Annotated in this window: 29 protein-coding genes; 16 read left to right on the top strand and 13 right to left on the bottom strand. The window is 61.5% G+C overall.

Translation table 11 applies throughout. The features are described 5' to 3' along the window. The 3 genes from EXE47_RS08390 to EXE47_RS08400 form a co-directional block, all read left to right on the top strand. A partial coding sequence (locus tag EXE47_RS08390) for a transposase (protein WP_137708108.1) occupies positions 1-314 on the top strand: 314 nt, incomplete at its 5' end. A gap of 211 nt (positions 315-525) precedes the next feature. Further along, entirely contained in the window at positions 526-828 is a 303-nt protein-coding gene (locus EXE47_RS08395; RefSeq protein WP_137708109.1) for a type II toxin-antitoxin system HicB family antitoxin, read from the top strand. 5 nt (positions 829-833) lie between these two features. Next, on the top strand, positions 834-1082 hold the full coding sequence (locus tag EXE47_RS08400) for a type II toxin-antitoxin system HicA family toxin (RefSeq protein ID WP_137708110.1): 249 nt from the start codon (positions 834-836) through the stop codon (positions 1080-1082). 452 nt (positions 1083-1534) lie between these two features. On the opposite strand, the gene EXE47_RS08405 is transcribed toward EXE47_RS08400, so the two are convergent. Beyond that, a complete protein-coding gene (locus tag EXE47_RS08405) occupies positions 1535-3118 on the bottom strand; it encodes a transposase (RefSeq protein WP_137708111.1) in 1584 nt (527 codons plus the stop codon). A 178-nt stretch (positions 3119-3296) separates the two neighbouring features. Here EXE47_RS08405 and EXE47_RS08410 point away from each other — a divergent pair, with 178 nt between their 5' ends. From EXE47_RS08410 to EXE47_RS08425, 4 genes are all read left to right on the top strand, one after another. After that, on the top strand, positions 3297-5396 hold the full coding sequence (locus EXE47_RS08410) for a NosD domain-containing protein (RefSeq protein ID WP_137708112.1): 2100 nt from the start codon (positions 3297-3299) through the stop codon (positions 5394-5396). 68 nt (positions 5397-5464) lie between these two features. After that, positions 5465-6265, top strand: a complete 801-nt coding sequence (locus EXE47_RS08415; RefSeq protein ID WP_199237877.1) for an ABC transporter ATP-binding protein — start codon at positions 5465-5467, stop codon at positions 6263-6265. Positions 6266-6279: 14 nt separating this feature from the next. Further along, the gene (locus EXE47_RS08420; protein ID WP_137708185.1) at positions 6280-7143 is read left to right on the top strand and encodes an ABC transporter permease subunit; all 864 of its coding nucleotides are present in this window, start codon (positions 6280-6282) and stop codon (positions 7141-7143) included. A 135-nt stretch (positions 7144-7278) separates the two neighbouring features. Then, positions 7279-7851: a nitrous oxide reductase accessory protein NosL gene (locus EXE47_RS08425; protein WP_137708114.1), complete on the top strand. Its 573-nt coding sequence runs from the start codon at positions 7279-7281 to the stop codon at positions 7849-7851. Between the two features lie 80 nt (positions 7852-7931). Here the strand turns inward: EXE47_RS08425 and EXE47_RS08430 are convergent, their stop codons facing one another. After that, a complete protein-coding gene (locus tag EXE47_RS08430; protein WP_394348127.1) occupies positions 7932-8249 on the bottom strand; it encodes a hypothetical protein in 318 nt (105 codons plus the stop codon). 156 nt (positions 8250-8405) lie between these two features. Here EXE47_RS08430 and EXE47_RS08435 point away from each other — a divergent pair, with 156 nt between their 5' ends. Together EXE47_RS08435 and EXE47_RS08440 are read left to right on the top strand one after the other, a co-directional pair. Continuing rightward, positions 8406-8909: a helix-turn-helix domain-containing protein gene (locus EXE47_RS08435; protein WP_137708115.1), complete on the top strand. Its 504-nt coding sequence runs from the start codon at positions 8406-8408 to the stop codon at positions 8907-8909. A gap of 96 nt (positions 8910-9005) precedes the next feature. Next, the gene (locus tag EXE47_RS08440) at positions 9006-9692 is read left to right on the top strand and encodes an SCO family protein (protein ID WP_137708116.1); all 687 of its coding nucleotides are present in this window, start codon (positions 9006-9008) and stop codon (positions 9690-9692) included. A 104-nt stretch (positions 9693-9796) separates the two neighbouring features. Here the strand turns inward: EXE47_RS08440 and EXE47_RS08445 are convergent, their stop codons facing one another. Beyond that, a complete protein-coding gene (locus EXE47_RS08445) occupies positions 9797-10597 on the bottom strand; it encodes a sulfite exporter TauE/SafE family protein (protein ID WP_094553316.1) in 801 nt (266 codons plus the stop codon). Positions 10598-10777: 180 nt separating this feature from the next. Here EXE47_RS08445 and EXE47_RS08450 point away from each other — a divergent pair, with 180 nt between their 5' ends. The 4 genes from EXE47_RS08450 to EXE47_RS08470 all read left to right on the top strand — a co-directional run bounded on the left by EXE47_RS08450 (position 10778) and on the right by EXE47_RS08470 (position 15003). Continuing rightward, positions 10778-11074: a hypothetical protein gene (locus EXE47_RS08450; RefSeq protein ID WP_137708117.1), complete on the top strand. Its 297-nt coding sequence runs from the start codon at positions 10778-10780 to the stop codon at positions 11072-11074. Between the two features lie 876 nt (positions 11075-11950). After that, positions 11951-12670 (top strand): SDR family NAD(P)-dependent oxidoreductase, encoded by a 720-nt coding sequence (locus tag EXE47_RS08460; protein ID WP_137708187.1) that lies wholly within the window; start codon positions 11951-11953, stop codon positions 12668-12670. Positions 12671-12759: 89 nt separating this feature from the next. Beyond that, complete coding sequence (locus EXE47_RS08465; protein WP_241997559.1) at positions 12760-13743, top strand: glutathione S-transferase family protein; 984 nt, start codon at positions 12760-12762, stop codon at positions 13741-13743. 159 nt (positions 13744-13902) lie between these two features. Further along, the gene (locus EXE47_RS08470; RefSeq protein ID WP_158293592.1) at positions 13903-15003 is read left to right on the top strand and encodes a redoxin domain-containing protein; all 1101 of its coding nucleotides are present in this window, start codon (positions 13903-13905) and stop codon (positions 15001-15003) included. Positions 15004-15086: 83 nt separating this feature from the next. On the opposite strand, the gene EXE47_RS08475 is transcribed toward EXE47_RS08470, so the two are convergent. The 3 genes from EXE47_RS08475 to merA form a co-directional block, all read right to left on the bottom strand. Continuing rightward, positions 15087-15899 carry a DUF63 family protein gene (locus EXE47_RS08475; protein ID WP_137708119.1) on the bottom strand — a complete coding sequence of 271 codons (813 nt, stop codon included), beginning with the start codon at positions 15897-15899 and terminating at the stop codon, positions 15087-15089. Positions 15900-15923: 24 nt separating this feature from the next. Continuing rightward, positions 15924-16163 (bottom strand): glutathione S-transferase N-terminal domain-containing protein, encoded by a 240-nt coding sequence (locus EXE47_RS08480; protein ID WP_089308228.1) that lies wholly within the window; start codon positions 16161-16163, stop codon positions 15924-15926. A gap of 132 nt (positions 16164-16295) precedes the next feature. Continuing rightward, a complete protein-coding gene (gene merA / locus EXE47_RS08485; RefSeq protein WP_137708120.1) occupies positions 16296-17795 on the bottom strand; it encodes a mercury(II) reductase in 1500 nt (499 codons plus the stop codon). 78 nt (positions 17796-17873) lie between these two features. Here merA and EXE47_RS08490 point away from each other — a divergent pair, with 78 nt between their 5' ends. Beyond that, positions 17874-18218, top strand: coding sequence for a helix-turn-helix domain-containing protein (locus EXE47_RS08490; RefSeq protein ID WP_137708121.1), 345 nt, complete (start codon positions 17874-17876; stop codon positions 18216-18218). Between the two features lie 152 nt (positions 18219-18370). After that, the gene (locus tag EXE47_RS08495) at positions 18371-18628 is read left to right on the top strand and encodes a helix-turn-helix domain-containing protein (protein WP_089308404.1); all 258 of its coding nucleotides are present in this window, start codon (positions 18371-18373) and stop codon (positions 18626-18628) included. A 64-nt stretch (positions 18629-18692) separates the two neighbouring features. Here EXE47_RS08495 and EXE47_RS08500 read toward each other — a convergent pair whose 3' ends face one another. From EXE47_RS08500 to EXE47_RS18430, 6 genes are all read right to left on the bottom strand, one after another. Further along, positions 18693-18965, bottom strand: a complete 273-nt coding sequence (locus EXE47_RS08500; protein ID WP_089308231.1) for a hypothetical protein — start codon at positions 18963-18965, stop codon at positions 18693-18695. A gap of 126 nt (positions 18966-19091) precedes the next feature. Further along, positions 19092-21077 (bottom strand): thiamine pyrophosphate-binding protein, encoded by a 1986-nt coding sequence (locus EXE47_RS08505; protein WP_137708122.1) that lies wholly within the window; start codon positions 21075-21077, stop codon positions 19092-19094. 191 nt (positions 21078-21268) lie between these two features. After that, positions 21269-21973 carry a hypothetical protein gene (locus EXE47_RS08510; RefSeq protein WP_241997560.1) on the bottom strand — a complete coding sequence of 235 codons (705 nt, stop codon included), beginning with the start codon at positions 21971-21973 and terminating at the stop codon, positions 21269-21271. A gap of 370 nt (positions 21974-22343) precedes the next feature. After that, the gene (locus EXE47_RS08515) at positions 22344-23429 is read right to left on the bottom strand and encodes a PAS domain S-box protein (RefSeq protein ID WP_137708124.1); all 1086 of its coding nucleotides are present in this window, start codon (positions 23427-23429) and stop codon (positions 22344-22346) included. A 235-nt stretch (positions 23430-23664) separates the two neighbouring features. Then, on the bottom strand, positions 23665-23811 hold the full coding sequence (locus tag EXE47_RS18425) for a hypothetical protein (RefSeq protein ID WP_158293593.1): 147 nt from the start codon (positions 23809-23811) through the stop codon (positions 23665-23667). Between the two features lie 22 nt (positions 23812-23833). Beyond that, on the bottom strand, positions 23834-23980 hold the full coding sequence (locus EXE47_RS18430; protein ID WP_158293594.1) for a hypothetical protein: 147 nt from the start codon (positions 23978-23980) through the stop codon (positions 23834-23836). Between the two features lie 78 nt (positions 23981-24058). Here EXE47_RS18430 and EXE47_RS08520 point away from each other — a divergent pair, with 78 nt between their 5' ends. Then, positions 24059-24841 carry a methyl-accepting chemotaxis protein gene (locus EXE47_RS08520; RefSeq protein WP_089308234.1) on the top strand — a complete coding sequence of 261 codons (783 nt, stop codon included), beginning with the start codon at positions 24059-24061 and terminating at the stop codon, positions 24839-24841. Positions 24842-24875: 34 nt separating this feature from the next. Here the strand turns inward: EXE47_RS08520 and EXE47_RS08525 are convergent, their stop codons facing one another. Then, the gene (locus tag EXE47_RS08525; RefSeq protein ID WP_094519949.1) at positions 24876-25181 is read right to left on the bottom strand and encodes a putative quinol monooxygenase; all 306 of its coding nucleotides are present in this window, start codon (positions 25179-25181) and stop codon (positions 24876-24878) included. Positions 25182-25335: the final 154 nt, after the last annotated feature.

Consider the following 25335-nt stretch of genomic DNA (forward strand, 5'->3'; position numbering starts at 1 on the left):
CTGAAGACCTCTCCCAGCGGCTGGGAGAGGTCTGGACAGATGGACTCCAAGCGTACCGCGAGATGGATCGGGATCACCGAACGGTCGTCCACAAAGAGAGGTACGTATCGCCTGACGGAGTCCACATTAATCAGGCAGAATGTCTGTTTTCGCTTGTTCAACCGTGGCTGCGGAAGTTCCGCGGCCTGTCCAAGCAAGGCTTGGAGCAGGCCGCTCATACATTTGGGATCATTAGATCGCTGAATCTCACAGGCGCATCCGTCGATCTCACCATTGACTGCCTTGTTATGGGGGCTTTCCGTAGTTCTACATAAGAGCGAGACTGAAACCGCAGGACGGTGAGGATGATGGGGTCAGTGTTCGAGATAGCGTGAGTAATCTGTTTCAGATGGCCTCTGAGAACGTGATCGACTGATTGTCATCAACTACAGGGTACGCATGTATCTCGGTTGTTGAGTCGATTTTATACGGTATGTTCGATCAGCGGCCGAATGCTTATGATGCCGCTCTGGTAACATAGTGATAATGAGTACCGAAACGAGTACGAACGACGACGCCCGGAGTGGGCGAACGATTACGCTCACTCAGGCGGACGACGGCTGGTGGGTCGCCCGTGACGAGGCGACCAGTGTCGCAAGCCAGGGTGAGACGCGGCAAGATGCCCTAGACAACCTTGACGAGGCAGTCGCACTTCACAAGGGAGAAACCGGTGATTCGGTCGACAATTGGGAGGAGGAAAAAGAAGTGCTTGATGAACTCGGTATCGATCCTGATGAAGTACAGCAGGCTCGCGACGAGCACGATGGCCTCCCCGACTTCATGCAGTAAGTCGGATGGGAGCGCCTGACTTTTCCGGACGCGATATCGTCAAAGCACTCTCGAAGAATCGTTTTGCTATCGTTGATCGGACCGGCAGCCACGTCAAGCTTCGATACGAGCACCCGACGAACGACGACGATGTCCGTGTCGTCTCCGTCCCGCAACACGATCGGATCCGAACTGGAACACTACGTAACATCGCAGACCAGTCCGGAGCGGAGGACTTCGAGAAGTGGTGTCAGTGGATCGACCGGCAGTGCTGATAGGTTACTCAATTTATTAGCACCACTACCTCGGATATCGTTGTGTGGGTCCACTGCTCGGGATAGCCTCGTTAATCCGAAATTGTAGCACTGAACCTACCGGAAACGTTGTTTCCGGCGCTTTCATACCTCCGAGGAGGTCGATCCTTCTGTCTCGAAGCAGGGGTAAACACGCCTCGATCCAGGATCTATTCGGAGAAACTCCCCGTTATCGACCTGTAATATATCGCATCTCGCTATAGGAATTTTGTGACCGCTACTCCCACAGTTTCGGAGGATAGGCCAGTTTCAGGTCGAATTATCATCAATTCGTGGTTCCTCTCACCGACCAGTCCTGATTTGGATCCCTACTGGTCGCATCTACCGGACGAGCGTACGAAATTGCGCGGATTTTGGCGCTGCTGAACACGGTTGTCACTCTTGAGCGGCGGACCCAGCGAGATCTCAGCGGGTTAGTCGTGTGGAATCAACGACGAGGCAACGAGCTCAACACACTCACCCGCAGTCAACACGGGTGCGTAGTCCATCTCTCCGTCGACACCTGCTTTCAGCAGGAAATCGGTGAGCCGCCAGATATTGTACAAGAGGATCGCGAACACGAAGTAGAACAGGCGAACGCGGTAGTCTTTCGAGGAGGTCTTGGCGAGAAAGTCACCTTTGATCGATTTGTACTCACTCTCGATCTGCCACCGGCGGCTGTAGCGCTGACAGAACGACTCGGCTTCCTCCGGACCGACTCGGAGATTCGTCGCGAAGACGGCCGTCCCCTCACCACTCGTCGACGGCACGTACAGGAGCCGCATTGGATGCGATCCAGATTCCACATGGACAGAAGCTGACTCAACGGCCACCTCTTGGTCGCCTTCCTCCATTTGTTCGAGTACATCCCGTTCAGAGCTGGAGACTCGCTTCGGAATGAGGTAGTTCACATCGAGGTTTGAGAGCGTCTGAAACACGCGTATCGAATCGAACTCCCGATCACACAGCACTGTCTCGATCGGAACGTGTTCTTTCGCTCGTCGAACCAGTCGCCGCACAGTACGATGGATCTGATTCGACGGGTTCTCATCCCACTCAGAGCTCTCTCGGACCGGCTCGACAGCCAAGATCAGCGGAATGTTCTGTCCGATGATCGAAAGCGTCGCAAATTTGAACGCTCGACCGTCTCTGTCCTTCGTCCCGCTAACCATCGACATCCCTTCGACATCCCCGTAATAGGGGATGGTCGTGATGTCGATCGCCGCAGTGACTGGACGGCGGAATGAGGATTCAGAAGCGATCACGGAAAGCAAGCGGTCCGTTGTCTCATCGAAGCCGTTCACGAGCTCTTCGGGATCGAACAACTTGACGGTGCGGAGGTGGGTGTCACCGTGTGGGCTGTACTCTTCACCACGACGGTATTGGAAGCGAGTCGCTCCCTGCCCGGTTCCGCACCGAACCATCCCCATGAACGTCTGTAACTCGAAAAATTGCGTGTCCTCGTACGAGGCGTTCGACGCCCGACCAGAGTCGAAGTGTCCGAAGGCGTGATCACGTGCGAGGCGCGTCGTCTGGATGATTTTCTCCTGTGAGAAGGATTCGTCTTCTGCTGCGTCTGCGGCTTCCTCAGTATCCTCGACGATCTCTGCCTTTGGCCGAACCTCCGACGCTGAGATGTCGCGCTCGTGAATTTCTTTGACAACGAAATGGGCGGCAGCGTGGACATATTCATGGACTGTATCGTCGAATCGATTTCGCCACGCTCGCGAGAACGCTGATTCATCGGGTATTCGACTGAAGCCGAGGATAGTCGCTACTTCCGGTTGCCGGGTGAGTCGTCGAGAAAAGTCGGCGTACGAGTCACCCGTTATCTCCATGAACACGAACGAGAGGACCATCGCGCGAAAGGAGAGTGGGGCGGGATGCCACGCTGGATACCCGTCTTCGATCGCGTCTATCGCGTGACCGAGATTCTCGAACACGGTAACGAGATCGGTCTCTTTGAGTTCATTTCGGATGGAAATCCCTAGCTGATACGCTTCACAGACCGAACGCATTCGAAAATTCGTCGTGGAATAAGATTCATTAGAATTACTCATACAAGAATGGTCCTAGGCGTTACGAGATCCAGCCTTCGAAAAACAGGATGTATGATGCTTTTGTTCACAACTAACAGGAGTTCGTATTCGAAAATCGAACCAGATCAGATATATCCCGACGACGTGTACCTGTTTCGTGGCGATTCTCGACCCGTACAGCGACCGATCGCGGGCTGTGCTTGCCTGGGTTGTCGTATTCGCGGCCATCGTCGGGCTCGTCGTCGCTGGAGCGTTTCTTGCCGACCCTGCGGCGGACGCCCCTGACCCCGTCGCGTACGATGATACCGTCGAGCTCGGGCTGTCTACGGAAACGGATTCGCTAATGTCCGACTCCGGCCGAATCCCGCGCGTTCAGGTCTTTTACTCACAGCTCCAGTACGTCATTGGATACAACGGCATCGAGTCCTTCGTCGATCGACTCGACAATGGCTACACCGAACGTCGGTTCGGCTATCCGCTCGTCGCGTACGTCGAAACCTTCGATGGAACCGAGCCGGGGACGACTGAGACGGGGTTGTTCACAGCAGCCGAATCGAGACCGTCGTCGTGGACGCCCGCCGAGGAAGCGGTCTACGTTGTCGACAGTGAGGCCGGGACGCCCGCCGGCGAGACGGTTATCCCGTTTTCTTCTCGGGACGCGGCGACAGCGTTCACCGGGAGCCACGGCGGGGAAATCGTCGATTGGGCGGAGCTTCGGACGCGATCGTTCGACGTTGACTCCGGGGCGGTTGCGCGGGCGATGGCACCGGAACGGTGGGAGGTGGCGGACCAACGGGTCACAGCTGTAGAGCGAACCGCCGAGCGCTCCGTCTCGGTAACCGTCGGTGAGGACGCCGAGACGATTTCGGCCGCGGTCGACGCGGCCCCGCCGAACACGACGGTTGTCGTGCCGTCAGGATCCTACGAGGAGCGGATCAACGTCACGAAACCGCTCACGATCGCCGGCGAAGGCGCACACGTCAGCGGCGGCGGGAACGGTTCGGTGATTACTGTCCGGGCGCCGAACGTTGCGGTCACGGGACTGACGATCGACGGCACCGGAAATCGGACTCGGGATCCCGAAGCGGCCCAACGACGGGCCAAAGAGGCTGCGCAAGGAAACGAGACGGAGTCGTGGGATACGAACATCCAACTCGGATACGGCTACGGCGACGCCGGGATCCGCGGACTCGGCGCGCCGGGGCTGTTCATAGACGACGTGACGATCGACACGAACGCGAGCGGCGTTCTCCTGCGGGACGGATCAGACGCGGTGCTCCGTGATATCGAGGTCAACGGAACGTCCGAGTGGGACGACGGCTTCATGGGAATCACCGGAATGGAATCCCAAGTGACGGTCACCAACGGGACGTTCACGAACGGTCGTGACGGGATATACCTCCACCGCGCCGACGGGTCGATCGTCAGGAACTCGACGTTTAGAGAGAACCGTTACGGCGTCCATCTCATGTTCACCGGAGACGCCCTAATCGCGGACAACTCGTTCCGGGACGAAATCTTCGCGGGGATCACCGTAATGACTCGACCTGCCCGCAACGCGATCGTCGGCAACGATGTCCGCGGCTCAGCGGCTGGGATACAGTCATCCGGCACGCTGACGTACATCGGTTACAACACGCTCGCACACAACGGTCTGGGCTTTTCCACCAGCTCTCGCGGCTCGCTATACGAGCACAACGTCGTCGTGGAGAATGAAGAGGGCGCGCGAGCGACGACGGTCGTGCCCGCGAGCCGTGTGGTCGCAAACGACTTTGTAGGGAACGACCGCCACGCCGGGGCGGGAGCGGGACCGCTGCGCGTGTGGGGCGGCGGCGACCGCGGCAACTACTGGGAGGGAGCGAACGCGGGACTCCACGAGCCGGGCGTGAGGGCCTACCGCCCGACGTCGCCGATCGACGCCGCCCTCCACCGGGAACCCGCCGTCGTTGCGCTCCGCGAGTCGCCGGTGAACGAACTTCTCGAACGGTTTCGTGGCACCGTCGCGGGGGCGCGTTCTGGGAGTATCATCGATCCGGCGCCGGCGCCGGAGCCGTACGCTCCCGATCGGGTCGCAGCGGCCGCAGACCCGAACGGGACGGCGGTCCACGCCGACTGGCGGGCGCAGATCGATGACCGCAGCCATGCTGCTCGGCAACTTGACGACCAACCTATGACCGCGGACGACCGAAACGCAACACGACTGCGCTGGGGCATCGAGGCGAACGAACGGGCGACGGTCGAGGAGGCGTCTCCGTGACCGAGCGCTCGTCGACGGAGGGGACGCCCGACGCCGGGTCGACGGTCGACGGCGCTGAACCCGATCGCGTGGTCGTCGACGACCTCACCCGGACGTACGGCGGCGTGCCGGTGCTCGATTCGGTGTCACTCGCGTTCGGGTCGGGACTCACCGCGGTGATCGGGCCGAACGGCTCCGGAAAGTCGACGCTGCTCGGTGCGCTCGCAGGAACCGTTCCCCCGACCACCGGGGAGGTCCAACGGCCGAACACCGAGGACGGGGGCAGGAAGTCAATCGGCTACCTCCCCCAGCGGGTCCCGTTCCGCGAGGGATTCACCGCTCGGGAAACGCTCGCGTTCTACGCACGACTGGTCGAGGGTGACCCCGACGCCGCGCTCGCGTCGGTCGGACTGTCGGACGCCGCCGACAAACCGGTCGAGGATCTCTCTGGCGGGATGCAGCGCCTTCTCGGCATCACACAGGCGATGCTGGGCGATCCACCGCTCGTCGTGCTCGACGAGCCGGCCAGCGGGCTCGACCCCGGAATGCGCGAGCGGGCGTTCCGGACTGCGGCCACCCACGCGACTGACGACGTGACGGTCGTCGTGAGTACACATAATCTCGACCTCGTCGATGCCCACGCTGATCGCGTCGTCATGCTCGCCCGCGGACGGGTTGTAGCCGCCGGCGACCTCGACGCCCTCCGCGACGAGTACAGCGTCGACACGACCGCGGCGCTGTACGAGGCCGCGGGACGCGACGCTGCCCTGTCCGAGACCGCCGACGACGATGATCCAGCGGGAAACGGTGTGGCGGCCGAAGACGAGCAAAACATGTCCGGCGACGACGGCGACCGCGATGTCCACGTGACGGGGGTATCCGAACAATGACCGGTGATCTCGGCGTGACCGACGCGTTTGCCGGCGCGGGAACCGTGTTCCGGCGAGAGCTCGTGACAGTCCTGCGCACGCCCGGTTACGGCGTCCTAGGGGTCGGCTTACTCGCCGTGCTCTGGCTTCTGGTCGCCGTCGGTGGCGGTGGCGAGACGGGGTTCGTTCCGGCGGTTGTCGACCTCCTCCTGCCGGCCGAGCTGCTGGTGCCGCTGCTCGCGGTCGTGCTGGGGTATCGGGCGCTGTTGGCGGACGCGGTCAGCGGAGAGTTCGCCGTGATCCGGACGTATCCGGTTGGCGTCGCGGGCTACGTCGTCGGCGTCCTGCTCGCACGGCTGGTCGCGTTGGTTGCGGTCATCGGTCTCCCATTCGCCGTGATCGGCGGCTACGTCTGGTTGACCGCCGCCCCTGACACCGGAATCTTCGCGACCCACGCGGGCGTCGACTCGCCGCTGCTGTACGTCCGCTTTCTCGCACTGATCACGCTGTTCGGGACGGTGTTCCTCGCGCTGTCGATGTGGGTGTCGGCAGCAGCGACGAGCCGGCGGGGCGCGGCCGCGCTCGCGGTCCTCGCATTCCTCGTTGGAACGCTCGGCGGCGACCTAGCGCTCATTCAGTCGCTGATGGCTGGTGCCGACCCGTCGGCGGTCGCCGGACGAGCAGCGCTCACGCCGAACGGAGCCTTCCGCGGGCTCGTCTTCGAGACCGTAATCGGCGTTTCGTTCGCGCAGGAGGGGAACGTCGTTGACGTCGGCCGGGCGGTCGGCTCGCTTGCGGGGTGGACGCTCTTCGGAAGCCTCGCTTCGGTCGGAACGCTTGCCTTCCGCGAGCGCCTGAGTACCGTAATCGAACGGAGCAGATTCCGGTTCGCGGAGTGAGAAATCCGGTCGCGGGATCGTATCGGAATTCGAGTCGTACGTTCCCTTCGCGGCATCAACGCACCCAACCCCTGCGTGAGGCGAATTCGACGTTCCCACCAGAACGGATATGATCGGGTGAGCGTAAGCATGGGTATGAACCGACGCCGCGTCATCGCTACCGGGATCGGCGGTGCGGTCACCGGACTCGCCGGCTGTCTGGGCGGGAGCGCCTCCGAGGAAGCGCTCCCCGACCCGGTAGATCTCGAGGGAGAGTTCGACACCGACCACGGGATGGCGATCGGCCCCCACGGGGGCGCAAACGGGCAGATCTTCTACCGAGACGCCGATCCGCGGGATGAGGGCAACCCGGCGTGGTTCCACACCCTCGTCCACAGCCTCTTTCCCTACCACTTCGATCGGCTCGACCGCGACTGGGAGCCGGTCGTCGTCTACGTGACCGACTTCTCGCGCGTCGACTATACCGTGCGGCAGCGTGACGGTGCGCCGCGAATGCCGTCGCCGACGGCACCGGAGACGTTCGCCGACGCAACTGACCTCGTCTACGTCGCCGAAAGCGACGTAATGGGTGGAATGGGCCCGGCGCTCCACCCCTTCTCGGACCAAGAGGAGGCCCGATCGTTCATCGACACCCACGGCGGCCAGATGTTTGACTACGAAGAGATCGACCGCACCCTGATCGAAGGGATTCGACAATCGGAAAACTGAGTGGACGAACCGGACGGATCGGGGGGAGGCGGTCACCGATTGTCACAGCGCGGGCACAGTTGCGATTGGGTCTGGTCGAGTCAGTCCGCAGTGGAGCTGTCACTTAGTGAGCCCGGTGCGTACGCGTACACCGCGTAGAGAACCATCGCGGCGATCAGGAAATCGAGGCTGTGTTCGACGAAGTGGTGAACCGGCATCGGGACGATCCCCCACACGGTCCCGGCACCGACCAGCGACCGCAGAACGAGCACGCCGACCGCTGCGCTGATCAGTCGGTACTGGCCGGTCTGGCGGCGTCGATACGCGACGAGACTCACAAGAAACAGCGCACCGGTTCCGATCCCGGCGCATGCGATGACGGCCAGTAACACGGGCGACCCTTGGACGGTGAGTGGCACGAGCGCCGGGAAGACGGTCCGGGAGATGAGCGATACGATCACGACACTGGTCAGTATGCGTTCGAAGTGATAAGAAGACACGGGGCGAAACATTCCCGTGCGAGGAGAACGCCCCGACAGGTTTTATCTCTCAGCCGATTACGGGCGAATACTCAGATGGCGACGACCAGAGATCGGGTGCGACGACACGTCCGCGAGACACCCGGCGTCCACTTCAACCAGGTGGAACGCGATCTGGACATCGCCACCGGACAGGCGCAGTATCATCTCCGACGACTGGTGAACGATAAGGAGTTGGTTGTCGAACGGATCGCTGGTCAAGCTCACTACTTTGATCCCACCTTCGATCCGTGGGAACGACGCGCGCTCGCATTTCTTCGACGTGAGACCGCCCGCGAGATCGTACTGCGGCTCCATGCGGACGGTTCTCTTCGCCCGGAAACACTAACCACAGAGTTGGACCTCGCGCGGAGCACGGTCTCGTGGCACGTCTCGAACCTCAGCGACGCTGGGATCGTCACGAAGTCCGACGACCGCCCGATGACGATCACGTTGACCCGCCCGGACAGCACGGCTGAGTTGCTTGAGGTGGTGTCGCCCTCGCTGCCAGACCGGCTCGTCGACCGATTCATTCGGACCGTCGACAGCCTCTTCGAATAAGGAAACGACTAGCTGGACCCGCCCGGATCGGACGCAAGTGGCGCGTTCGAAGGTCACACCAGATACCTCAAAACCGCGGAACCGATACGTGAACGTATGGACCGACGGAGTTTCTGTAAAACGGCCGGCGTCGCGGGAGTCACCGCCGGCACTGCCGGTTGTCTTGGTGTCCTTGGCAGTAGTGGCGCCGAAGGAACCGTTCTCGGACCGCCGGAGCGAGACCTCAGCGAGGCGTCATTCCCGAGCTACGGTGACAACATGCCCGAGTTCACCGTCCCCGACCCGATCCACGGCGAGGAGATATCGACGGCCCAGTTCGAGGGCGAGCGCGCGGTGCTGTGGACGTCATTTTACACCAATTGTCCGGACGGGGTGTGTCCCGCACTCATTCTCCGGCTCCGTCGCGGACAGGAGGCCGCGGCCGAGGCGGGGTACGGCGACCAAGTCGCGTTTCTCCCCATCACGTTCGATCCCGAGCGTGATACCCCCGAGGCCCTCCGCGAGTACGCCGGGCAGCAGGGGGTTGACCTCGACGCGGGTAACTGGCACTTCCTCCGCCCAGAGACCTACGAGCGGGCTCAAGAGATACACGACGAGCACTTCGGTCTGAAGATCGAGAAGCAACCGGCAGATGACATCGAGAATTTAGAGTATCGCTTCCCGCACTACGGGCTCATCATCCTCGCCAATAAGCAAGGGATCATCGAGCGGGCGTACCCACGGGGCCCGCGAACCGACATCGAACGGCTCGTCGACGACCTCGAACGAGTGGCCACCGCGTGACAGCTCGTAAATTCCGGGAGGCCAGCTACCGTCGTTTTCCGCATCGTAGCCGACGAAGGGAGTCCGTTCCTGTATCGAGCCAGCGAAATGTGGCCAGTACTCGGTCAGTGCCCCATCGCGCCCCCGAGGGGCTGGTAATGCGGGAACATCGGGTGTGGAAGATGAACACCGAGTGCCATCAATCCGTGCGCGAACAGCACGTACCCCAGCACGACGAACACCACGCCGAGCAGCCGATGAACACGACGCCGGTGGGCAACGTCGATCGACTGGATAATCGTTCCATAGAGGAAGACAGCCGGAATCGTCCCAATGCCGAGGGCACCGAGAGCGATTCCCCCGGTGGTCGGGGAGCCGCTCGCGAAGGCGAACAGATACGCGGGATACAGCATCGGGCAGGGAAGAAACGCGTGGACGGCGCCGAGCCCGACAATACTCGGGCTGTTGACGTGCCGATGGACTCTCGTTGCGAGCCACGACGTAACGCGCTGGACGCCGGGTATTCGAATGTCGCCTCCGCTTCCGCCGATGACGTACCGAACGCCGGTCGCCACAATGAACCCTCCGACCGCGAGACCGACAACACCTCGCAGGAGGTCGGCGATCGGTGTCAACTGGTCAGCGGTGACGAACACGACGCTTCCGAGCGCGCCGAAGACGGCCCCGAGAATCGCGTACGTCGTCGCCCGGCCGACGTTGAACAGGAAGTGCTGGCGAACCTCGTAGGTCGTGAGATGACCGGCACGCCCGTCGTTGGCTGTCACCGTCCCGCCGTCTGGCTGCGGCGTCATCTGCTTCGAGTACATCGTCACAAGTGGACCGCACATCCCGATACAGTGTGCGCCGCCCAGCACGCCGATGAGAACGAAGAGGACGACGTCAATCCGGAGGAGCGACTCGATCATAGTCGTTCTCGGTTGCGTACGGATTTGTGTCGTCTGGTGTGTCTCTCGAACGAGCCCGGACAGATACCGAGGACGTGTCACGGTAGGCGAACAAGAGGTCGCACTCGGCTGGGGACGTTCGAAAGCATCTGGAGTGGCTTGGCGCAACAATTCTTCAGAGTGGGCGCCAACACACCAACAATGACGGACGAGATCGACATCCCAACCGAGCCGCGGGCTGCGGTCGACGCACTGGCGGCCCATCTGACTGCGACCGCAGACCGCCCAGTCCCGCCAGCGACGAACCGATGGCTCGGAGAGGCTGAAGCCGTCGCCCGCGATGCCACCAGTGACGATCTTGACACGCAAACCAGACGGAAACGCGTCCGCCAAGTCGCCACACTGCTTGAGTCGGCCGACGAAACGGGCGACGCCGTCGCCGACCGCCACATCGAAGCAGCGATCGGGTGTTGTCGAGTCGTTCTCGCCGATGAGTGACGGTAACCCTGTTTCTACGGAATAGAATAATTACAACAGTTAGCGAAGCTGGCGCATATATTATTTCATATTTATAAGTATGAAATATAAGGTGCGAATCAATACCATCCTCCGAGATCGTGTAGTTCACAGTTTCAGAGGATGGGCCAGTTTTGGATTAAATCGGCATCAATCGGGTGCGTAGGCGTCCGCCACACAATCACGGAGTTCATCGGGCGTCGTCCACGTGTGCGCACGGTCCACCCGCTCCATCGAGAGGAGATAGTGTGCGAACATCCCGTCGTAGGCCGCGTACTGTTCCTCCTCAGTCTCGTAACCAGCGCAAAGCCGCCAAGGGGAGTTCAATCTCGATTTTGGTTCAGGACGGGTGAATCGAATAGAAGGCACGCATCAAACCCAACCTCCGAGGTTGTGTGGAAGTTCACAGTTTTGGAGGATAGGCTATTTTTGGATCGAATCGCCATCAAGTCGTGGTGATTCTCAGCGGTTGGGGATCGATTTTGAATCCTTACTCTCGAACTACCGAACGAGCGCACGAAATTGACTCTCAGAATTCTCTCGACAGCGATACTGTGTCAACCTTATCGTGACTAGTCCTGACGTATTCTGCGGATTCAACGAAGTAAATAGAACAGTTAATAGGGCGCAATGAGGTTAGAACAGTCATATTAATTTATTTTATAAATACAGACAGTAATAAACAGGCCTATTAAATACATCCTCCGAGATTATGGTAGTTAGAGTTCGTCGTTCGGGAACTGCTCAATCGCGCGCTCATCGATATCAACGAAAGTGGTGAACTCGCTCTCCGGCTGTCGACCGACCAGTAGGCCGCCCGTCACCACGGCTTTGCCGGTCCGGTTCGTAGGTGGACCTATGGCTCACACAGCAGTCATCGCGGGTGTCGGTCCAGGACTCGGTGAATCGCTCGCACGGAAATTCGCAGCTGAAGACTGTCAGGTCGCACTCTTCGCTCGGTCGGCAGACTACATCGACGAGCTCGCAGCGGATCTTCCTGATCCCGGTGAGGGGCTGGCCGTCCAGACTGATCTTACCGATGCCGATCAGATCCGAGACGGGTTCGAGGCGGTGCGCAATGAATTCGGGCCGGTCGATATTCTCGTGAACCACGCCAGTGCCGCCTCTTGGAAAGGACTCATGGACCTAGATGTCGAGGAGTTCGAACGGTCGTGGGAGGTCAACGGCCGAGGCGCGTTCATTTGCTCGCAGGAAGCCGTTGGTGACATGCTTGAGATCGATGGTGGGACGGTCATTTTTACAGGTGCGACCTCCGCAGTACGGAGCCTCGGCGGCGCAATCGGATTCACGGCCGCGAAGTTCGCCGCCCGCGGGATGGCGATGGATATCGCTCAGGAGTTCGGTCCCGAAGGGGTTCACGTCGCGCACGTCGTCATAGACGGGCAAATCGACACGCCGGGCGTTCACGACCAGTTCCCCGACCGGGAGGACGAGACGTTCCTCGACCCCGACGAGATGGCTGAGACCTACTGGCATCTCGTCGAACAGGACGATGTCAGTACACAGCCGTTCGAGGTCCACATCACGAACGGCCCGCAGAACTCCGAGTTCATCTGACTGAGATGGGAACGGAGCCAACTATCGGTTGTGTTGGCTGAGCACGACTGGGCGGCAGGATTGTATGCGAAAAGCCCCTCCACAGCCATATGGGTCGGAATATGCTCGTCGACGGGGACTGGAAGACGGATCTCGGACCGTATACTGACGAGAGTGGCGCATTCGATCGGGCTGAAACCTCGTTCCGTGATTGGATCCAGGACGCCCCGGATACCAAATTCCGGCCGGCGGCCGGGCGGTACCACCTCTATATCGCGCGGAACTGTCCGTGGGCACACGGGGCCGCGCTCACGCGCCGCCTCGCCGGGCTGACCGATGTCGTCTCGATGGACATCGTCGACCCGTGGCGTGAAAACGAGGGCTGGGAGTTCACCCCCGAGAAAGACGGCTGTACTCCCGACACAGTCAACGGCTGTGACTATCTCCGGGACGTGTACGTCGCGGGAGACCCCGAGTACACCGGTCGAGTGACCGTGCCAGTTATCTGGGACCGAGAGCACGAGACCATCGTCAACAACGAATCCATCGAGATTATGCGGATGTTCGCCACCGAGTTCGCCGACTACGGCGACGATGGGCGCGAGCTGTATCCCGAAGGCTACCGCGAGGAGATCGACCGGATCATCGATTCGATCTACGATTCGATCAACAACGGCGTCTATCGGGCCGGCTTCGCGGAGTCACAGAAAGCATACGACGAGGCCGTCACCGACGTCTTCGATGCGCTGGATTACTGGGATGGGGTCCTCGCCGACCAGCGCTATCTCGCCGGCGATCGGTTGACGCTCGCCGACGTGCGTCTATTCCCGACGCTGATCCGATTCGACGAGTGTTATCATACGGCGTTCAAATGTAACCGACAGTATCTCCACCAGTACGACAATCTCTGGCCGTATTTGCGTGATCTCTACCAGACGCCAGGATTCGCCGAGACCGTACGGATGGAGCACATCAAAGACGACGGCTACTACCAGGGGGAGATTACGCCGATCGGACCGGGGCTCGATTATGGACGATCCCACGACCGCGATCAGCTCTCGAGTCCCAACGAGACCGCGAGTCGACCGTCGTAGTCCCGCTCTGGTGTATTTTGAACGCGCACCGGTCGGCCCGCGTTTCTTGAGCGGGTGAGACGCTCGATGTCTGATTTCACGGCACGGTTCCCCGGCTTCCGCCGCTGTCTCCGACTCGCCGTCGCGTATCCTTTTCTGGTCTGGCCGCCTCGTGGGTGTATGACCGATACCGAAGCGACCTTCTCCGATGGACTGTCCGTGGAGGCGGTACTCGACCGTGTCCGGACGCACGAATTCCACCCTGTTGATGAGACAAGCTTCACAATCGATCGGACGCTCGGAGAACACGGCATTGCGGACCTCGACGACGACGATTGGCGAGTCCGACTGCTCGCCGTCCGCGACCTCGTTCGGCTCGGAGACGCCAAAACGTCTAAAATCGCCGGCGCACTCGAGGACGACGACGTACAGGCACGCTACGTCTGTGCAACGGCGCTGGGAATTCTGCGAGCCCAGAGCGAGGTGGAGTCGCTCGACCGGGTGGTTCGCGAAGATCCGGACCCACTGGCACGATCCCAGGCGATCGTCGCGTTGGGGCAAATCGGTGCCACCCAGTCACTGGACTTGCTCCGTGACCGGCACGCGAACGACGACTCGAAAGACGTCCGTCATCAAGCCGAACTTTCGATCGACCGCATCGAAAAGGGCGCCGTCGCCGAACCCGAGCTGGAGGCCGCGTATCGAAATCTCGACGAAGACACGTTTGAACAGCTGGCAGTTGGTGAGGCAGCGCCGTCATTCGTACTGCCGGATACTGACGGACGGACATGGGACTTGGAGGACTCGGTTGGAGACGAGTGGACGGTCCTGATTTGGGTGTTTGCCGACTGGTGTCCGGTCTGTCACCGCGAGTTCGACGAACTGATCGAGCTTCGCGAGGAACTGCATGCGGCGGATATCAACGTGGCGACGATCGAATGTCACGGCGGGTACCGCGGTCGAGTGATGGTCGGTCATGAGCTCGAACCGGAGTACTGGTTCGCCGAGGAGTCGTTCATCGAGTCCTACGCGGAGCGGATCTGGTGGCCACACCTCCTCGATCGGGCGGGGGCGGTCGGCGCGACATACGGCGTCGATCCGATGGCTTACGCCGTCCACGCCGAGTATATCAATCGACCTGCGACGATTATTCTCGATCCGACTGGGACTGTTCGCTTCGCCTATTACGGGACGTTCTGGGGTGACCGGCCGTCTATCGAAGAGACGGTAGAAATCATCCAATCGGAGCAGTTCGAGTTCGAACATCCGGAACGGCGATAGCCTCCGTCTTAATAACGCCCGTGCCGAAAGAGCGCGTGATTGTGTCTCGACTATTGCCGTGGAGTGATCGTGGAGGGAATCGCTCAGGAGATCGTGAGCGCGAACAGGGTGAGATTGTGGACGGCAGGAACGAGACCGGCACCAGCGGCGATGACCAGTAGGCCTACTGACTCTCGACCTAGCTGGTCTCTGTTTGTGTCGAGAGCGGTTAAGACGAGCATGGCGGCCGTTATTTTTACGAAAAGAAAGAGCACGGCGCCGGATGGGCCGACGCCGTCTCCAAACTGAATAATTGCCGCGGAGATCGGGTTCCGTTCGATCTTCCCGAGACGCTCGAGTCCGATTCCCGTGGTCGTCGCGTCGAGAACGTGCGCAAAGAGGACCCCACGACCGAGCCACCCATGGGTGGATAGCTGTCGATTCTGAAGCGCTCGCAAGACGAGTCTAGTGATACCGATTGCCATCACGATTGCAGCCGCGTTCCAGACGAGAACACGCAACTGGAGCCCATCAGCTGTGAGGAGGCTCACTCCCCCGACGACGCTAGCCGTGAAGACACCGCTGACGGCCGTCCACTGCGAAATATCGTGTATATCGGCGGCATCCAGTATCACCCACAACCCTGAGACGAGCCCCCCGACCACGAGGTACACCGTCGGACTCAGAAAGAATCCAGCGGCTGGGCCCGACATGGGTACCGACCGTCCGATAGCGACCGCGACACCGATGACTGCGAACCACGGAAGTGTCGCCGCGATCTCGGACGCAGTCACAGTAACATGACGGCGACGGAGGCCCCAAGCCATCGTGACGACTAAAAAACTGGCCAGAGCGAATGCGACGATTGAGCCGCTCATTCTAGTGGTGGCGGAAAACGACGTGTGGAGGAGTGCCACCTCCGACGGCCTTCTGAAACCACCTCAGGCGTACGTGTTCTCGAGATGGGCGACGATGTCGTCGCTCTCTGCCAGCCCCTCGATTCCGTGTTCAGGGTCGATGAGCACCGGCACCCCGGACTGACCGCTCACCGATTTCACCTCGAATCGGAGAAACCGAAAGGGGAGTACGTTATGCGCCTCGTATTCCAGATCCAGTTCATCGAGCTTGTTTTCGACCTTCGCACAGTACGGGCAGCCGGGAAGGCGGTAGAGTTCCAACATTAGGTCTTAGTAAAGAGTGAGCGCAGTCATCTTAAACAGTCTTCGCGGATGTGGAACGAGGTCGCACGAACGCTCCTACTGTTAGAACAAATAGCTCAGAATGGGAGTGTTCGATATTTGTTTTGGAGACCACTACTCGATACAACAGCTCATCTTCGATGTATCCCGACGGAACGCTTGACAAGCCTGTTTGAACGCTTCACTGAACGTCGGGAACGGGTGAACGGTATCGATGATGTCGTCGACGGTGAGGCCGAACTTCACCGCCAGCGTCGCTTCCATGATCATGTCGGCGGCACGGGGGCCGACCATGTGGACGCCGACGACCTCGTCGGTCTCGTGGTGCTTGACTACTTGCACGAGACCATCGGTGTCTTTGACGGCTTTCGCCCGTGGTAGATCCTCCATCTGAACAGTCCGGCACGAACAAGTCCCGTGCTCATCCGTGTACTCCAGCTCGGTTGTCCCGACTGCGGCGACCTCCGGGCTGGTGAAAACAACTGCGGGGACTGCGTCGTAGTCGATACTGACACCCTCGTCACTGAACGCGTTCTTGACAGCGTGATTGCCCTCCTTGGCAGCAACTGTCTCGAGTTCGGGCTCGCCGATCACGTCGCCCGCCGCGTAGATGTGAGAATTCGTCGTCTGGAAGTGCTCGTCGACGTGGATCGTTCCATTGTCGTCCGTTTCCACCCCTACTGATTCGAGACCGATCCCGTCGCTGTTAGGCTGGACGCCGGTCGCGACGAACAGCGCGTCGCCGGTGATCGTTCGTTCGGTGCCCTCGACGGCCGTCTCGACGGCGACGCCCGACTGTCTCGTTTTGGTTTCACCGGCGGTTGCTGACGTACGGACGCGCTGGAAGTCGTTGCCGGTGACCACCTCGATGCCGTCCTCGTTGAATACACGCTGTATCTCGCGGCCGAGTTGCCCTTCCATTCCTGAGAGCACGCGCTCGGAGCGCTGGAGGATCGTCACGTCGACACCGACGTGGTGGAGAATCTGGCCCCACTCCAGTGCGATGTACCCGCCGCCGAGCATTACGATGCTCTCGGGGAGGTCGCGCTTTTCGAGGATCGTCTCGCTCGTGTAGTAGTCGACGTCCTCGAGGCCGTCGATGGGCGGTGCCCACGGTGAGCTTCCGGTCGCGACGAGCGCCTTTTTTCCGGTGATACGTGCGCCCTCGTCGGCGCCGTCGACGATCTCGATAGTCGTGTCGTCACCGGACTGCGTCCGGTTGCCCGAGGGACTGTGTCCCTCGCTGTCGACTAGCTGCCCGTACCCTTCGTAGATATCGGTCTCGAAGTGCTCGGCAACATCGACGTAGTTCTCCTGCCGGAACCGCTCGACGAGTTCGTCGGTGCCGTCGAGGGCGTCGGCCCAGTTGACGGTCGGCTCCTCGGGGTATCGAACGGCGTCGAAGGGGTTCTCCGACGCTGCAGCACCGTTTTCGGCGACGGCAAGCAGATGTTTACTTGGGACACAGCCGACGTTCACGCAGGTCCCGCCGATCGGCAGGCCCGTGTTCACCATTGCCGTCGAAAGGTCCCGCCGGCTCGCTTCAGTAATCGCAGCGAAGGCCGCGGCGCCGCCGCCGAGAATCACGAGGTCGTAGTTGGGGTCGCTAGTCACGTATACCGTTACTTTACAACAGGAGGCGTTTATACTTCGAAGTCCAAAGCTATGGAGTAAGTTGGAGGCTACAAAGCTATGGCAGATACCACCGCAGACGCTCCCGCCTGTGATATTGACGGCACGTGCTACTGTCCGCTCACGGGTGTGATCGGGACACTGAGTCAAAAATACGCGATGCAGCTCGTCAGCATCATCGGGGCGCACGACTCGCTTCGATTCGCGGAGATCGAAGCGCACCTTCCGACGGCGAGTACCTCGACCATCTCGAAACGACTCGACGAATTTGAGGAGGCTGGACTCGTCTCTCGAACTCAGTATAACGAGATCCCGCCTCGCGTCGAGTATGCCCTCACTGAGGACGGTGACGAGCTACGGACGCGGCTCGAACCGATCTTGGAGTGGGCAGCGTCGACGGAGTAACCATTCGCCTCGGCTGTCTTCCTGATACGACGGCACGGACTCGCCTCGGTGCTCAGGCGAGACGAACCACGTCGGCCGCGGTGCTCATTTGTGTGAGTTGATCGCACAGACGCTCGCAGATTAAGATGTTCGTCCGGCTATTTCCACCCGTAATGCCGGATAAAACCACGATTTCGGCGCGGTCGGCGCCCTCGGAACTCCTCGAGCTCTCGCCCAGTGCCAAGCTGGTCGCGAAGACCCTCGAGTACGAGGGCGAGAGTACGCAGTCGGCTCTCGCCGAGTCGACGCTTCTCCCCCCGCGGACCGTTCGGTATGCGCTCGATCAGCTCGAAGAGGCCGAAATCGTTTCGTCGCGAATCTCGTTTGCCGACGCCCGAAAGCGGATTTACTCCCTCGAACTGGAGGCCTGAGCGATTCGGCCGCGGTCTACAGGCGAGACAGGCCGAGTGCCTCAGGGCTTGACCCCGAGGCAGTTCATTTACAATCGATTTCGCAGTCGTAGGTCCTGCTGTACACCCAGTATCCGCTCCCGGACGGGGGCGTCAGCGTCGCGAGTTCGAGCGACACTCGGAGGTCGTCCCCGGCGTCGTGCGTCTCGACGAACTGCCAAGCGCCGCCCGGTTCCTCGAGGTCGACGCGGTATTGCCAGACGTCGACGCCTCGAGCGTCGACGTAGATTGCGTAGGAATCGGGGACAGCGGTGTCACGGTTCGGGGCGGGCCTCTCCCGAGCAGTGTCAGTTCCCATGCCCGATAGTCTCTCACTAAAAATTAATACGTATCGCGTCCGGTCACCGGCCGGACACGCAAGCGGTGGATTTATTTATTGAACAAAAGCGTCTCGGAGACCACAGCTACGTATCGAGACGGGTGTTCACACCGGATCAGCATCGGTGAGGATCTCGACGAGCGCGGGACCGTCGTGGGCGATCGCCTTTTCGAGTGCGTCGTCGAGATCGGCGGGGTCGTCGACGAAGAGACCGAGGCCCCCGCAGTTCTCCGCGAACGCCGCGAACTCGGGGTTGACGAGGTCGGTCTGCCAGACATCCCAGCCCCCGGTCCGCTGCTCCTTACTGATTTTCCCGAGTTCGTCGTCGTTCAACAAGACGTGGGTAACGTCCATATCGTACTTCACCGCGGTCGTGAACTCGCTCATGTACTGGCCGAAGCCGCCGTCGCTGGACACCGAGACCACCTTACGACCGCTGAACTCCGACTCCGGCTCCTGGGTGGCTGCCCACGCGCCCAGGGCCGCTGGGAACGCGAATCCGATCGATCCGAGGTACCCCGACATGAGCACGGACTGGTGTTCCGGCTCGAAGTACCGGCCGAACGCGTAGGTGTTGTTCCCCACGTCAACGGGGATGATCGCATCGTCGGGAACGAGCCGGGTCATCGCTTCGAAGGCCGTAGCGTAGTTGACGCCGCGTTCCGGTATCCCCGCTCGCCGGCTGGCCTTCTCCTCACGCCAAATTGCCCAGCGGTCGGCGATCTCTTCGCGCTGGCTCTCCGCCTCAACTTCGTCAAGTCGCTCGTGGAGTTCGTCGACGGTGACGCCGATCTCGCCCCACACCGGCACGTCAATACTGTGGAACTTCCCGAGCGTCATCGCGTCGTAGTCGACGTGGATCGTCGGCTTGTACTCCGCGATGCCGGTGTGGTTCGAAAAGCTCGCGCCGAAGACGGCCAGTAAGTCGGCCTCGTTCATGAAGTGGCTCGCGATCGGGGTCCCGCTCCGGCCGAGGACACCCCCCGCGAGCGGGTGCGAGTCGGGAATCTGCCCTTTCGCCTTGAATGTCGTCAGCACAGGACAGTCGAACCGCTCGGCCAGATCGACGATCCCGTCCATCTCGAAGCGGGCCCCGTGTCCGACGACGATCACCGGCCGCTCGGCGCTCTCGAGCAGGTCGGTCGCGTCCTCAAGCGCGCTTTCCGGTGGCGTGATGTCGCGGTCCGTGATCCGTCCCTCCGGGTCCCCGGGATCGACGCCCTCAGCCGACTGGGTCTGGATCTCGTCGGGGAAGACCAGATGCGAGACTCCACGGCCAAGAATCGCGGTCTTGGCCGCCCGCGTCGCGAGTTCGGCGTGGTCGCTGTCGGGGAGGACGGTCGCCTCGAACTCAGCGACGTCGCCGTAGGCCGCCTCCAGATCGACTTCTTGGAAGTTCCCTGTGCCGAGCACCTGCGACTCGACCTGTCCGGTGAGCGCGATCGTCGGCGAGCGGTCAACGTTCGCGTCCCACAGTCCGGTGAGCATGTTCGTCGCACCGGGGCCGGCGATGGAGAAGCACGCCGCCGGGCGGCCGGTGAGCTTCCCGTACGCGGAGGCAGCGAACGCGGCAGCCCCCTCGTGGCGTACGCCATAATATGCGAGGTTTCCCCCGGCCGCTTCGCGGCGGAGCGCGTCGGCGAGCCCGAGATTCGAGTGTCCGACGATCCCCCACACTTGCCGGACCCCCCAGTTGACCAGCGTCTCGGCGATCACGTCCGACACCGTCCGCTCGTGCGGCTCCTCTTCGGGGAATCCGACGTAGATCCCATCGTCGCGCACTTCTACCGGGAACGTCTCGACGCAGTCGTCGTGGGATCCGGGTGTTTCCCCCGTCAGCGGGTCGAAGTCCCAGCCGTGCCACGGACAGCGGAGCAGTCCGGTCTCGATAGATCCTTCGCCCAACGGCCCACCTTGGTGGGGACAGCGATTGTCGAGCGCGGCGTACTCACCGTTCTGGTGCGTCATCGCGACTGTCGTGTCGCCGCAGCTCACCGCCTTCACCCGTCCCTCCGGCAGCTCGTCCGGGTCGAGCGCTTTGTACCAATTCGTGTTGCCTGCCGCCCCGGTCGAAGTCGAGTCTCTACTCATGACGTCATCCGGCGCGCCGCAGTAAATTAAGTGTGCGGCGGCTGTTCGGTTCCATTATCCACACGCGGTAGATCATTTGTATGTGCCGAATGGCCGAACAAAAGTCGTTTTCAGCGGCGGACCGCCGCGAGGAGGTTTCTAATTCGCCTCCCGCCGTTCCCGCCAGTACGGGGCTTCCGGAGGACTCTGGTTCAGGGAAGTAAAACAACCTCACCGGTCGCGGCCGCGACGACTATAAGATAGAACGTCGTCCCGAATGCCGCGCTTGCGGCGACAACCTGGTCCGAGTCGCGGTGTGGCAGCGTCCGCCGGATGACCGGCAGGTCGCGGAGCTCCGGCCGGGTCAGAATGTGGTTCATCGCGACGCCGAACGCGGCGACCAGCGGCGGGCCGAACGCGATGCTGTTAGCGAGCCGGAACAGCCATTCAGTGGTCATATCCGTGAGCGACACCGTCGCGACGGGGCCAAGGACCGATGCCGGGGCCGGTAGGAAGGAGATTGCGCCCCCGTAAGTCGCGTAAATGAACACCGCCCCGCCGGCGGCGATCGCGAGGAGTTTGGCGCCTGGACGGTACCGGGGCGACAGTATGCGCGGAAGCACGAAAATCCCGACGAGGAGGACGGCGTTCATCCCGACCCACGGCCCGAAGTTCTGAATCGCGAGTGGAAGCCCAGTCGCGAGGATACCCAGACTGACCCAGTCGAGACTCATCAGCTCCGTTGTCGGACACGACCCCGAAAGCACCTGTGCCCGATGGACGGGATGAGCGAGGTGAACGGTCAGTCTCGTGAGCAAGAACACCGGCACGAGAAGCACGTACGCGAAGAGACGAATCTGGAGTCCGGCCGTCGTAGCGACTGCGCCGACGGCGGCCGCGGTCGAGAAGTCGAGCACGCCGTTGACGAACCAGAAAGTCAGGATCGACGGCGCAAACAGACACCCGTGTAAGATAGCGGCGAGGTGCCCCGAGGAATACGAGAACTCCTGTGAGAGGAGGTCGCCGAGACTCGAGCGGAGCCGCCGCCCGATGTCGACGAACCGAGCGGCTCGACTCGACGTGTCGGCGTTACTCACCGTCGGCACCCGCTCGGTTTTTGTGGCGCTGTCTCTGAGTCCATGGCCGACCAGTCACTGGAAGCGGTTCCCGGGCCGCGTTCTTGGATGCCGTCTCGGCCACCTTGCTCGGAATCGGAAGCGCGTGAATGGCGCCGGCCACGTCGTTGACGGCCTCGCCGGTCCGCGTCGAGCCGTGCGATCTCTCGCATTAGCGGTCGATCCCGTCGATCTCGAACCTTGCGCCGCCGTCTGCAGACTCCTCGACGCCGATCTCCCAGCCGTGTGCCTCCGCGATTTCGGCGACGATGGCCAGCCCGAACCCGGTTCCGTCCCCCGTCGTCGTGTGACCCCATTCGAAGACGTCGTCCTCGTCGTCAGTCGGGACTCCCGCCCCGTCGTCCGCGACGTAGAAGCCGTTCAGTTCCGGCCCGTCGAGTACACCGACCCGAACGGTCACCGACGGTCCGCCGTGGTCGCGGGCGTTCTCGAAGAGGTTCACGAGCAGTTCGTGAAGGCGGTCTCGGTCGGCCCGGAGCGTCGTCGACGATTCGACCTCGAGGCTTGCCGGCGCCATGTCACAGTTGGCCCAGACGTTACGCGCGATCGCGTCTAAATCGACATCCTCCCGCTCGTGAATCAAATCGCCTTCTCGGGTGAGCCGGAGGAGCTCCGACAGCATCTCTTCCATGCGGTCGGCGGCGTCCTCGACCGCGTCGAAATGTTCTGAGTCGCCGGTCTGTCTGGCGAGTTTCGCGTGCCCTTGAATGATTGAAAGGGGGTTTTGGAGGTCGTGTGAAACGATACCGGCGAACCGGTCAAGCCGTTCGACCTTCTGCTCCAGCCGGCGCCGGGTTTGAACGCGTCCCGAGATGTCTCGGAGCATCGCGATCATCCGTCTCGGTTCGGCGTCCGCCGCACCCGCCGTCGACTCCAAGGCCGCCCCGGAGACTTCGGTGGGGACCTTCTCTCCGTCCTTCGTCAGACACGTGAGATCGTCTGTGAAGCCGGTTCCCTCGCTTTTGACCTGCGAGATGAACTCCTCTCGAACCCGGTCGATGTCGTCCGGGTGGATGTCCTCGGGATCCATCGAGAGCAGCTCCTCGCGGGAGTACCCCAACAGTTCGCAAGCGCGTGGATTGACGTCGACGAACGACTCGGTCTCGAAGTCGACGATCATGACGGCGTCGTTGTTGTACTCGAAGACCTTTTGATACCGCTCTTCGACCGATGTGGGGTCCCCACCGGTTCCGCTCGCCTCAATGCCTTCGCCACCGTCCGTTGATTCGTTGCCCATGTGTCGGCTGTCCAGTTTGCGATTCTGGTGGTCGGTTCGACCGGTCGGACCCAAACGGCGGGCGGACAGTTGCGGCCGAAGTCCGTTTCCGCCTCTCTATGGTTAGTTACTGCTCCGATGATATAATATTTCACTGGTCGGGCGCAGGGGACATCGGACGGCTCTCGTGTGCCGGTGCGCTCGGCGGTGGGCCGATCTTCCTCGGCGCGCGCCGCGGCGACGCAGACACGACAGGTTACTCTGGCTTCCGCGCGTCCGCGTCGACGAACGTCTCACAGGTGAGGCAGTACTCGCGCTCCTCTTTCAGTTCCGAGGGCTCGATGATCGCGAGCCTGCTTTCCGTCTCGTCGCCGCAGGTCGGACAGGTGGCGTCTCCACTCATGCCTTGACTCGTCGGTCCGACACTACGCTTCGTCCCCGAAGTTCTCCTCGTAGGCGTCGGGGTGATTCTCCTTGGCGTGGTCTTTCAGTTCGTCGAGCGTGTCGAACGTCGCGCCGCAGTCACACGCGTGGATATCGCCGTCGTCGTGGTCGTGATCGTGGTCTGACATCGTATCTGATAATATGCGGACCACGATTAAATAGCCCCCGCGGAAGTGTACGCTAACCGCCTCGGCGGGAGCACACTCATGAGTCGACAATCACGCGATCGCAACGGAAGCGGAGGGTCGGACGGAACGGTCGACCCGGAGGGGAAGGCGCCGCTCTCGACGCTCACAGCCGAGCATGCGAAGCTCCTCTCGAAGATCGGGACGGAATTGAGCGAGTCGAGCGACGCGATCGAGTCGCTGTCTCGCGGTGCCGCGGAGGCGAACGAATCAAGCTCCGACACAGCGTCGCTGGCGGAGACGGCCCGAGGGTCGGCCCGTGAGGCGAACGCCGACGTCGACGAAGCGAAGGTCGCTGCCGCCGCAGCCGAGGAGAAACTGGAGACGCTCCGTGAGACAGTCACCGAGATCGACGACATCGTCGCGATGCTGAACGAAATCGCCGACCAGACGAACATGCTCGCATTGAACGCCTCTATCGAGGCCGCCCGCGTCGGCGAGGCGGGCTCCGGTTTCGCCGTCGTCGCAGACGAAGTCAAAGACCTCGCCGAACAGGCTCAGGAGCGCGCGACGGAGATCGAGGCGACCGTCGAGGAGGTGCGTTCGACCGCGGACGAGACGATAGCACAAATCGAGACGGTTGACGTGCGCACTGAAACTGCCGCGGCGTCGATTACGGACGCGGTCGACGATCTCGACGGCATCGCCGACAGCGCGGTTCGAACTTCCGAGAACGTCGACGAGGTGAGCGAGACGACGCAGGCGTACGCGGACGACCTCGACTACATCGCCAGGGACGTGATCGACGCGATCAGTCAGGCCAACGAGATCGACGAACGGACGAACCGTTCGGCGGAGCAGTAATTCGGTTTGACGGCGGCTGACTGGCAGCCTTCGCTTAGAGATCCATCTCTGCTGCCGAGTCGACCTCGAACCGGGTAACTTCCGGTTCACCGGCGAGCAGGTCGGGCAGCGCCGCCTCGAACTCTTGGAAGTGGTCGGTCTGGGAGTGCGCCTCGAAGGCGGCCTCGTCTTCGTACTGCTCGAAGAACCGGACCACGTTCGGATCGTCCACGTCCGTCGCCGGCCGGTAGTCGATCATCCCCGGCTCGGCGCGGGATTTCTCAGCGAGGTCGGCGATCAGATCGAGCGCCTCGTCGCGCTTCTCGGGATCGAGCGGAAAGACCGCGTGTAACACAATCATGCGATTCTCTTTCGTCGGTTGCGACGAATAAACTCTCGCCGCGAGGGCGTTCGACTCGGGCAGACGGAGGGTATCAACGGATCCCGAGACGAACGCGACGTGAGCCGCGAGAAACGCCGTTACGTCGCCGTTACCCGTGAGACCCGTACGTGAT

This window comes from Halorubrum sp. GN12_10-3_MGM (assembly GCF_005435235.1).
Lineage (GTDB): Archaea > Halobacteriota > Halobacteria > Halobacteriales > Haloferacaceae > Halorubrum > Halorubrum ezzemoulense.

Coding starts and splice junctions, on each gene's coding strand:
- EXE47_RS08525 (WP_094519949.1), bottom strand. CDS start 25,181: ATGATTGTGTTACACGCGGTCTTTCCGCTCGATCCCGAGAAGCGCGAC.
- EXE47_RS18425 (WP_158293593.1), bottom strand. CDS start 23,811: ATGAGTGGAGACGCCACCTGTCCGACCTGCGGCGACGAGACGGAAAGC.
- EXE47_RS08520 (WP_089308234.1), top strand. CDS start 24,059: ATGAGTCGACAATCACGCGATCGCAACGGAAGCGGAGGGTCGGACGGA.
- EXE47_RS08480 (WP_089308228.1), bottom strand. CDS start 16,163: ATGTTGGAACTCTACCGCCTTCCCGGCTGCCCGTACTGTGCGAAGGTC.
- EXE47_RS08400 (WP_137708110.1), top strand. CDS start 834: ATGGGAGCGCCTGACTTTTCCGGACGCGATATCGTCAAAGCACTCTCG.
- EXE47_RS08505 (WP_137708122.1), bottom strand. CDS start 21,077: ATGAGTAGAGACTCGACTTCGACCGGGGCGGCAGGCAACACGAATTGG.
- EXE47_RS08395 (WP_137708109.1), top strand. CDS start 526: ATGAGTACCGAAACGAGTACGAACGACGACGCCCGGAGTGGGCGAACG.
- EXE47_RS08495 (WP_089308404.1), top strand. CDS start 18,371: ATGCCGGATAAAACCACGATTTCGGCGCGGTCGGCGCCCTCGGAACTC.
- EXE47_RS08500 (WP_089308231.1), bottom strand. CDS start 18,965: ATGGGAACTGACACTGCTCGGGAGAGGCCCGCCCCGAACCGTGACACC.
- EXE47_RS08460 (WP_137708187.1), top strand. CDS start 11,951: ATGGCTCACACAGCAGTCATCGCGGGTGTCGGTCCAGGACTCGGTGAA.
- EXE47_RS08490 (WP_137708121.1), top strand. CDS start 17,874: ATGGCAGATACCACCGCAGACGCTCCCGCCTGTGATATTGACGGCACG.
- EXE47_RS08440 (WP_137708116.1), top strand. CDS start 9,006: ATGGACCGACGGAGTTTCTGTAAAACGGCCGGCGTCGCGGGAGTCACC.
- EXE47_RS08515 (WP_137708124.1), bottom strand. CDS start 23,429: ATGGGCAACGAATCAACGGACGGTGGCGAAGGCATTGAGGCGAGCGGA.
- EXE47_RS08445 (WP_094553316.1), bottom strand. CDS start 10,597: ATGATCGAGTCGCTCCTCCGGATTGACGTCGTCCTCTTCGTTCTCATC.
- EXE47_RS08425 (WP_137708114.1), top strand. CDS start 7,279: ATGAACCGACGCCGCGTCATCGCTACCGGGATCGGCGGTGCGGTCACC.
- EXE47_RS08465 (WP_241997559.1), top strand. CDS start 12,760: ATGGGTCGGAATATGCTCGTCGACGGGGACTGGAAGACGGATCTCGGA.
- EXE47_RS08405 (WP_137708111.1), bottom strand. CDS start 3,118: ATGCGTTCGGTCTGTGAAGCGTATCAGCTAGGGATTTCCATCCGAAAT.
- EXE47_RS18430 (WP_158293594.1), bottom strand. CDS start 23,980: ATGTCAGACCACGATCACGACCACGACGACGGCGATATCCACGCGTGT.
- EXE47_RS08435 (WP_137708115.1), top strand. CDS start 8,406: ATGGCGACGACCAGAGATCGGGTGCGACGACACGTCCGCGAGACACCC.
- EXE47_RS08450 (WP_137708117.1), top strand. CDS start 10,778: ATGACGGACGAGATCGACATCCCAACCGAGCCGCGGGCTGCGGTCGAC.
- EXE47_RS08470 (WP_158293592.1), top strand. CDS start 13,903: ATGACCGATACCGAAGCGACCTTCTCCGATGGACTGTCCGTGGAGGCG.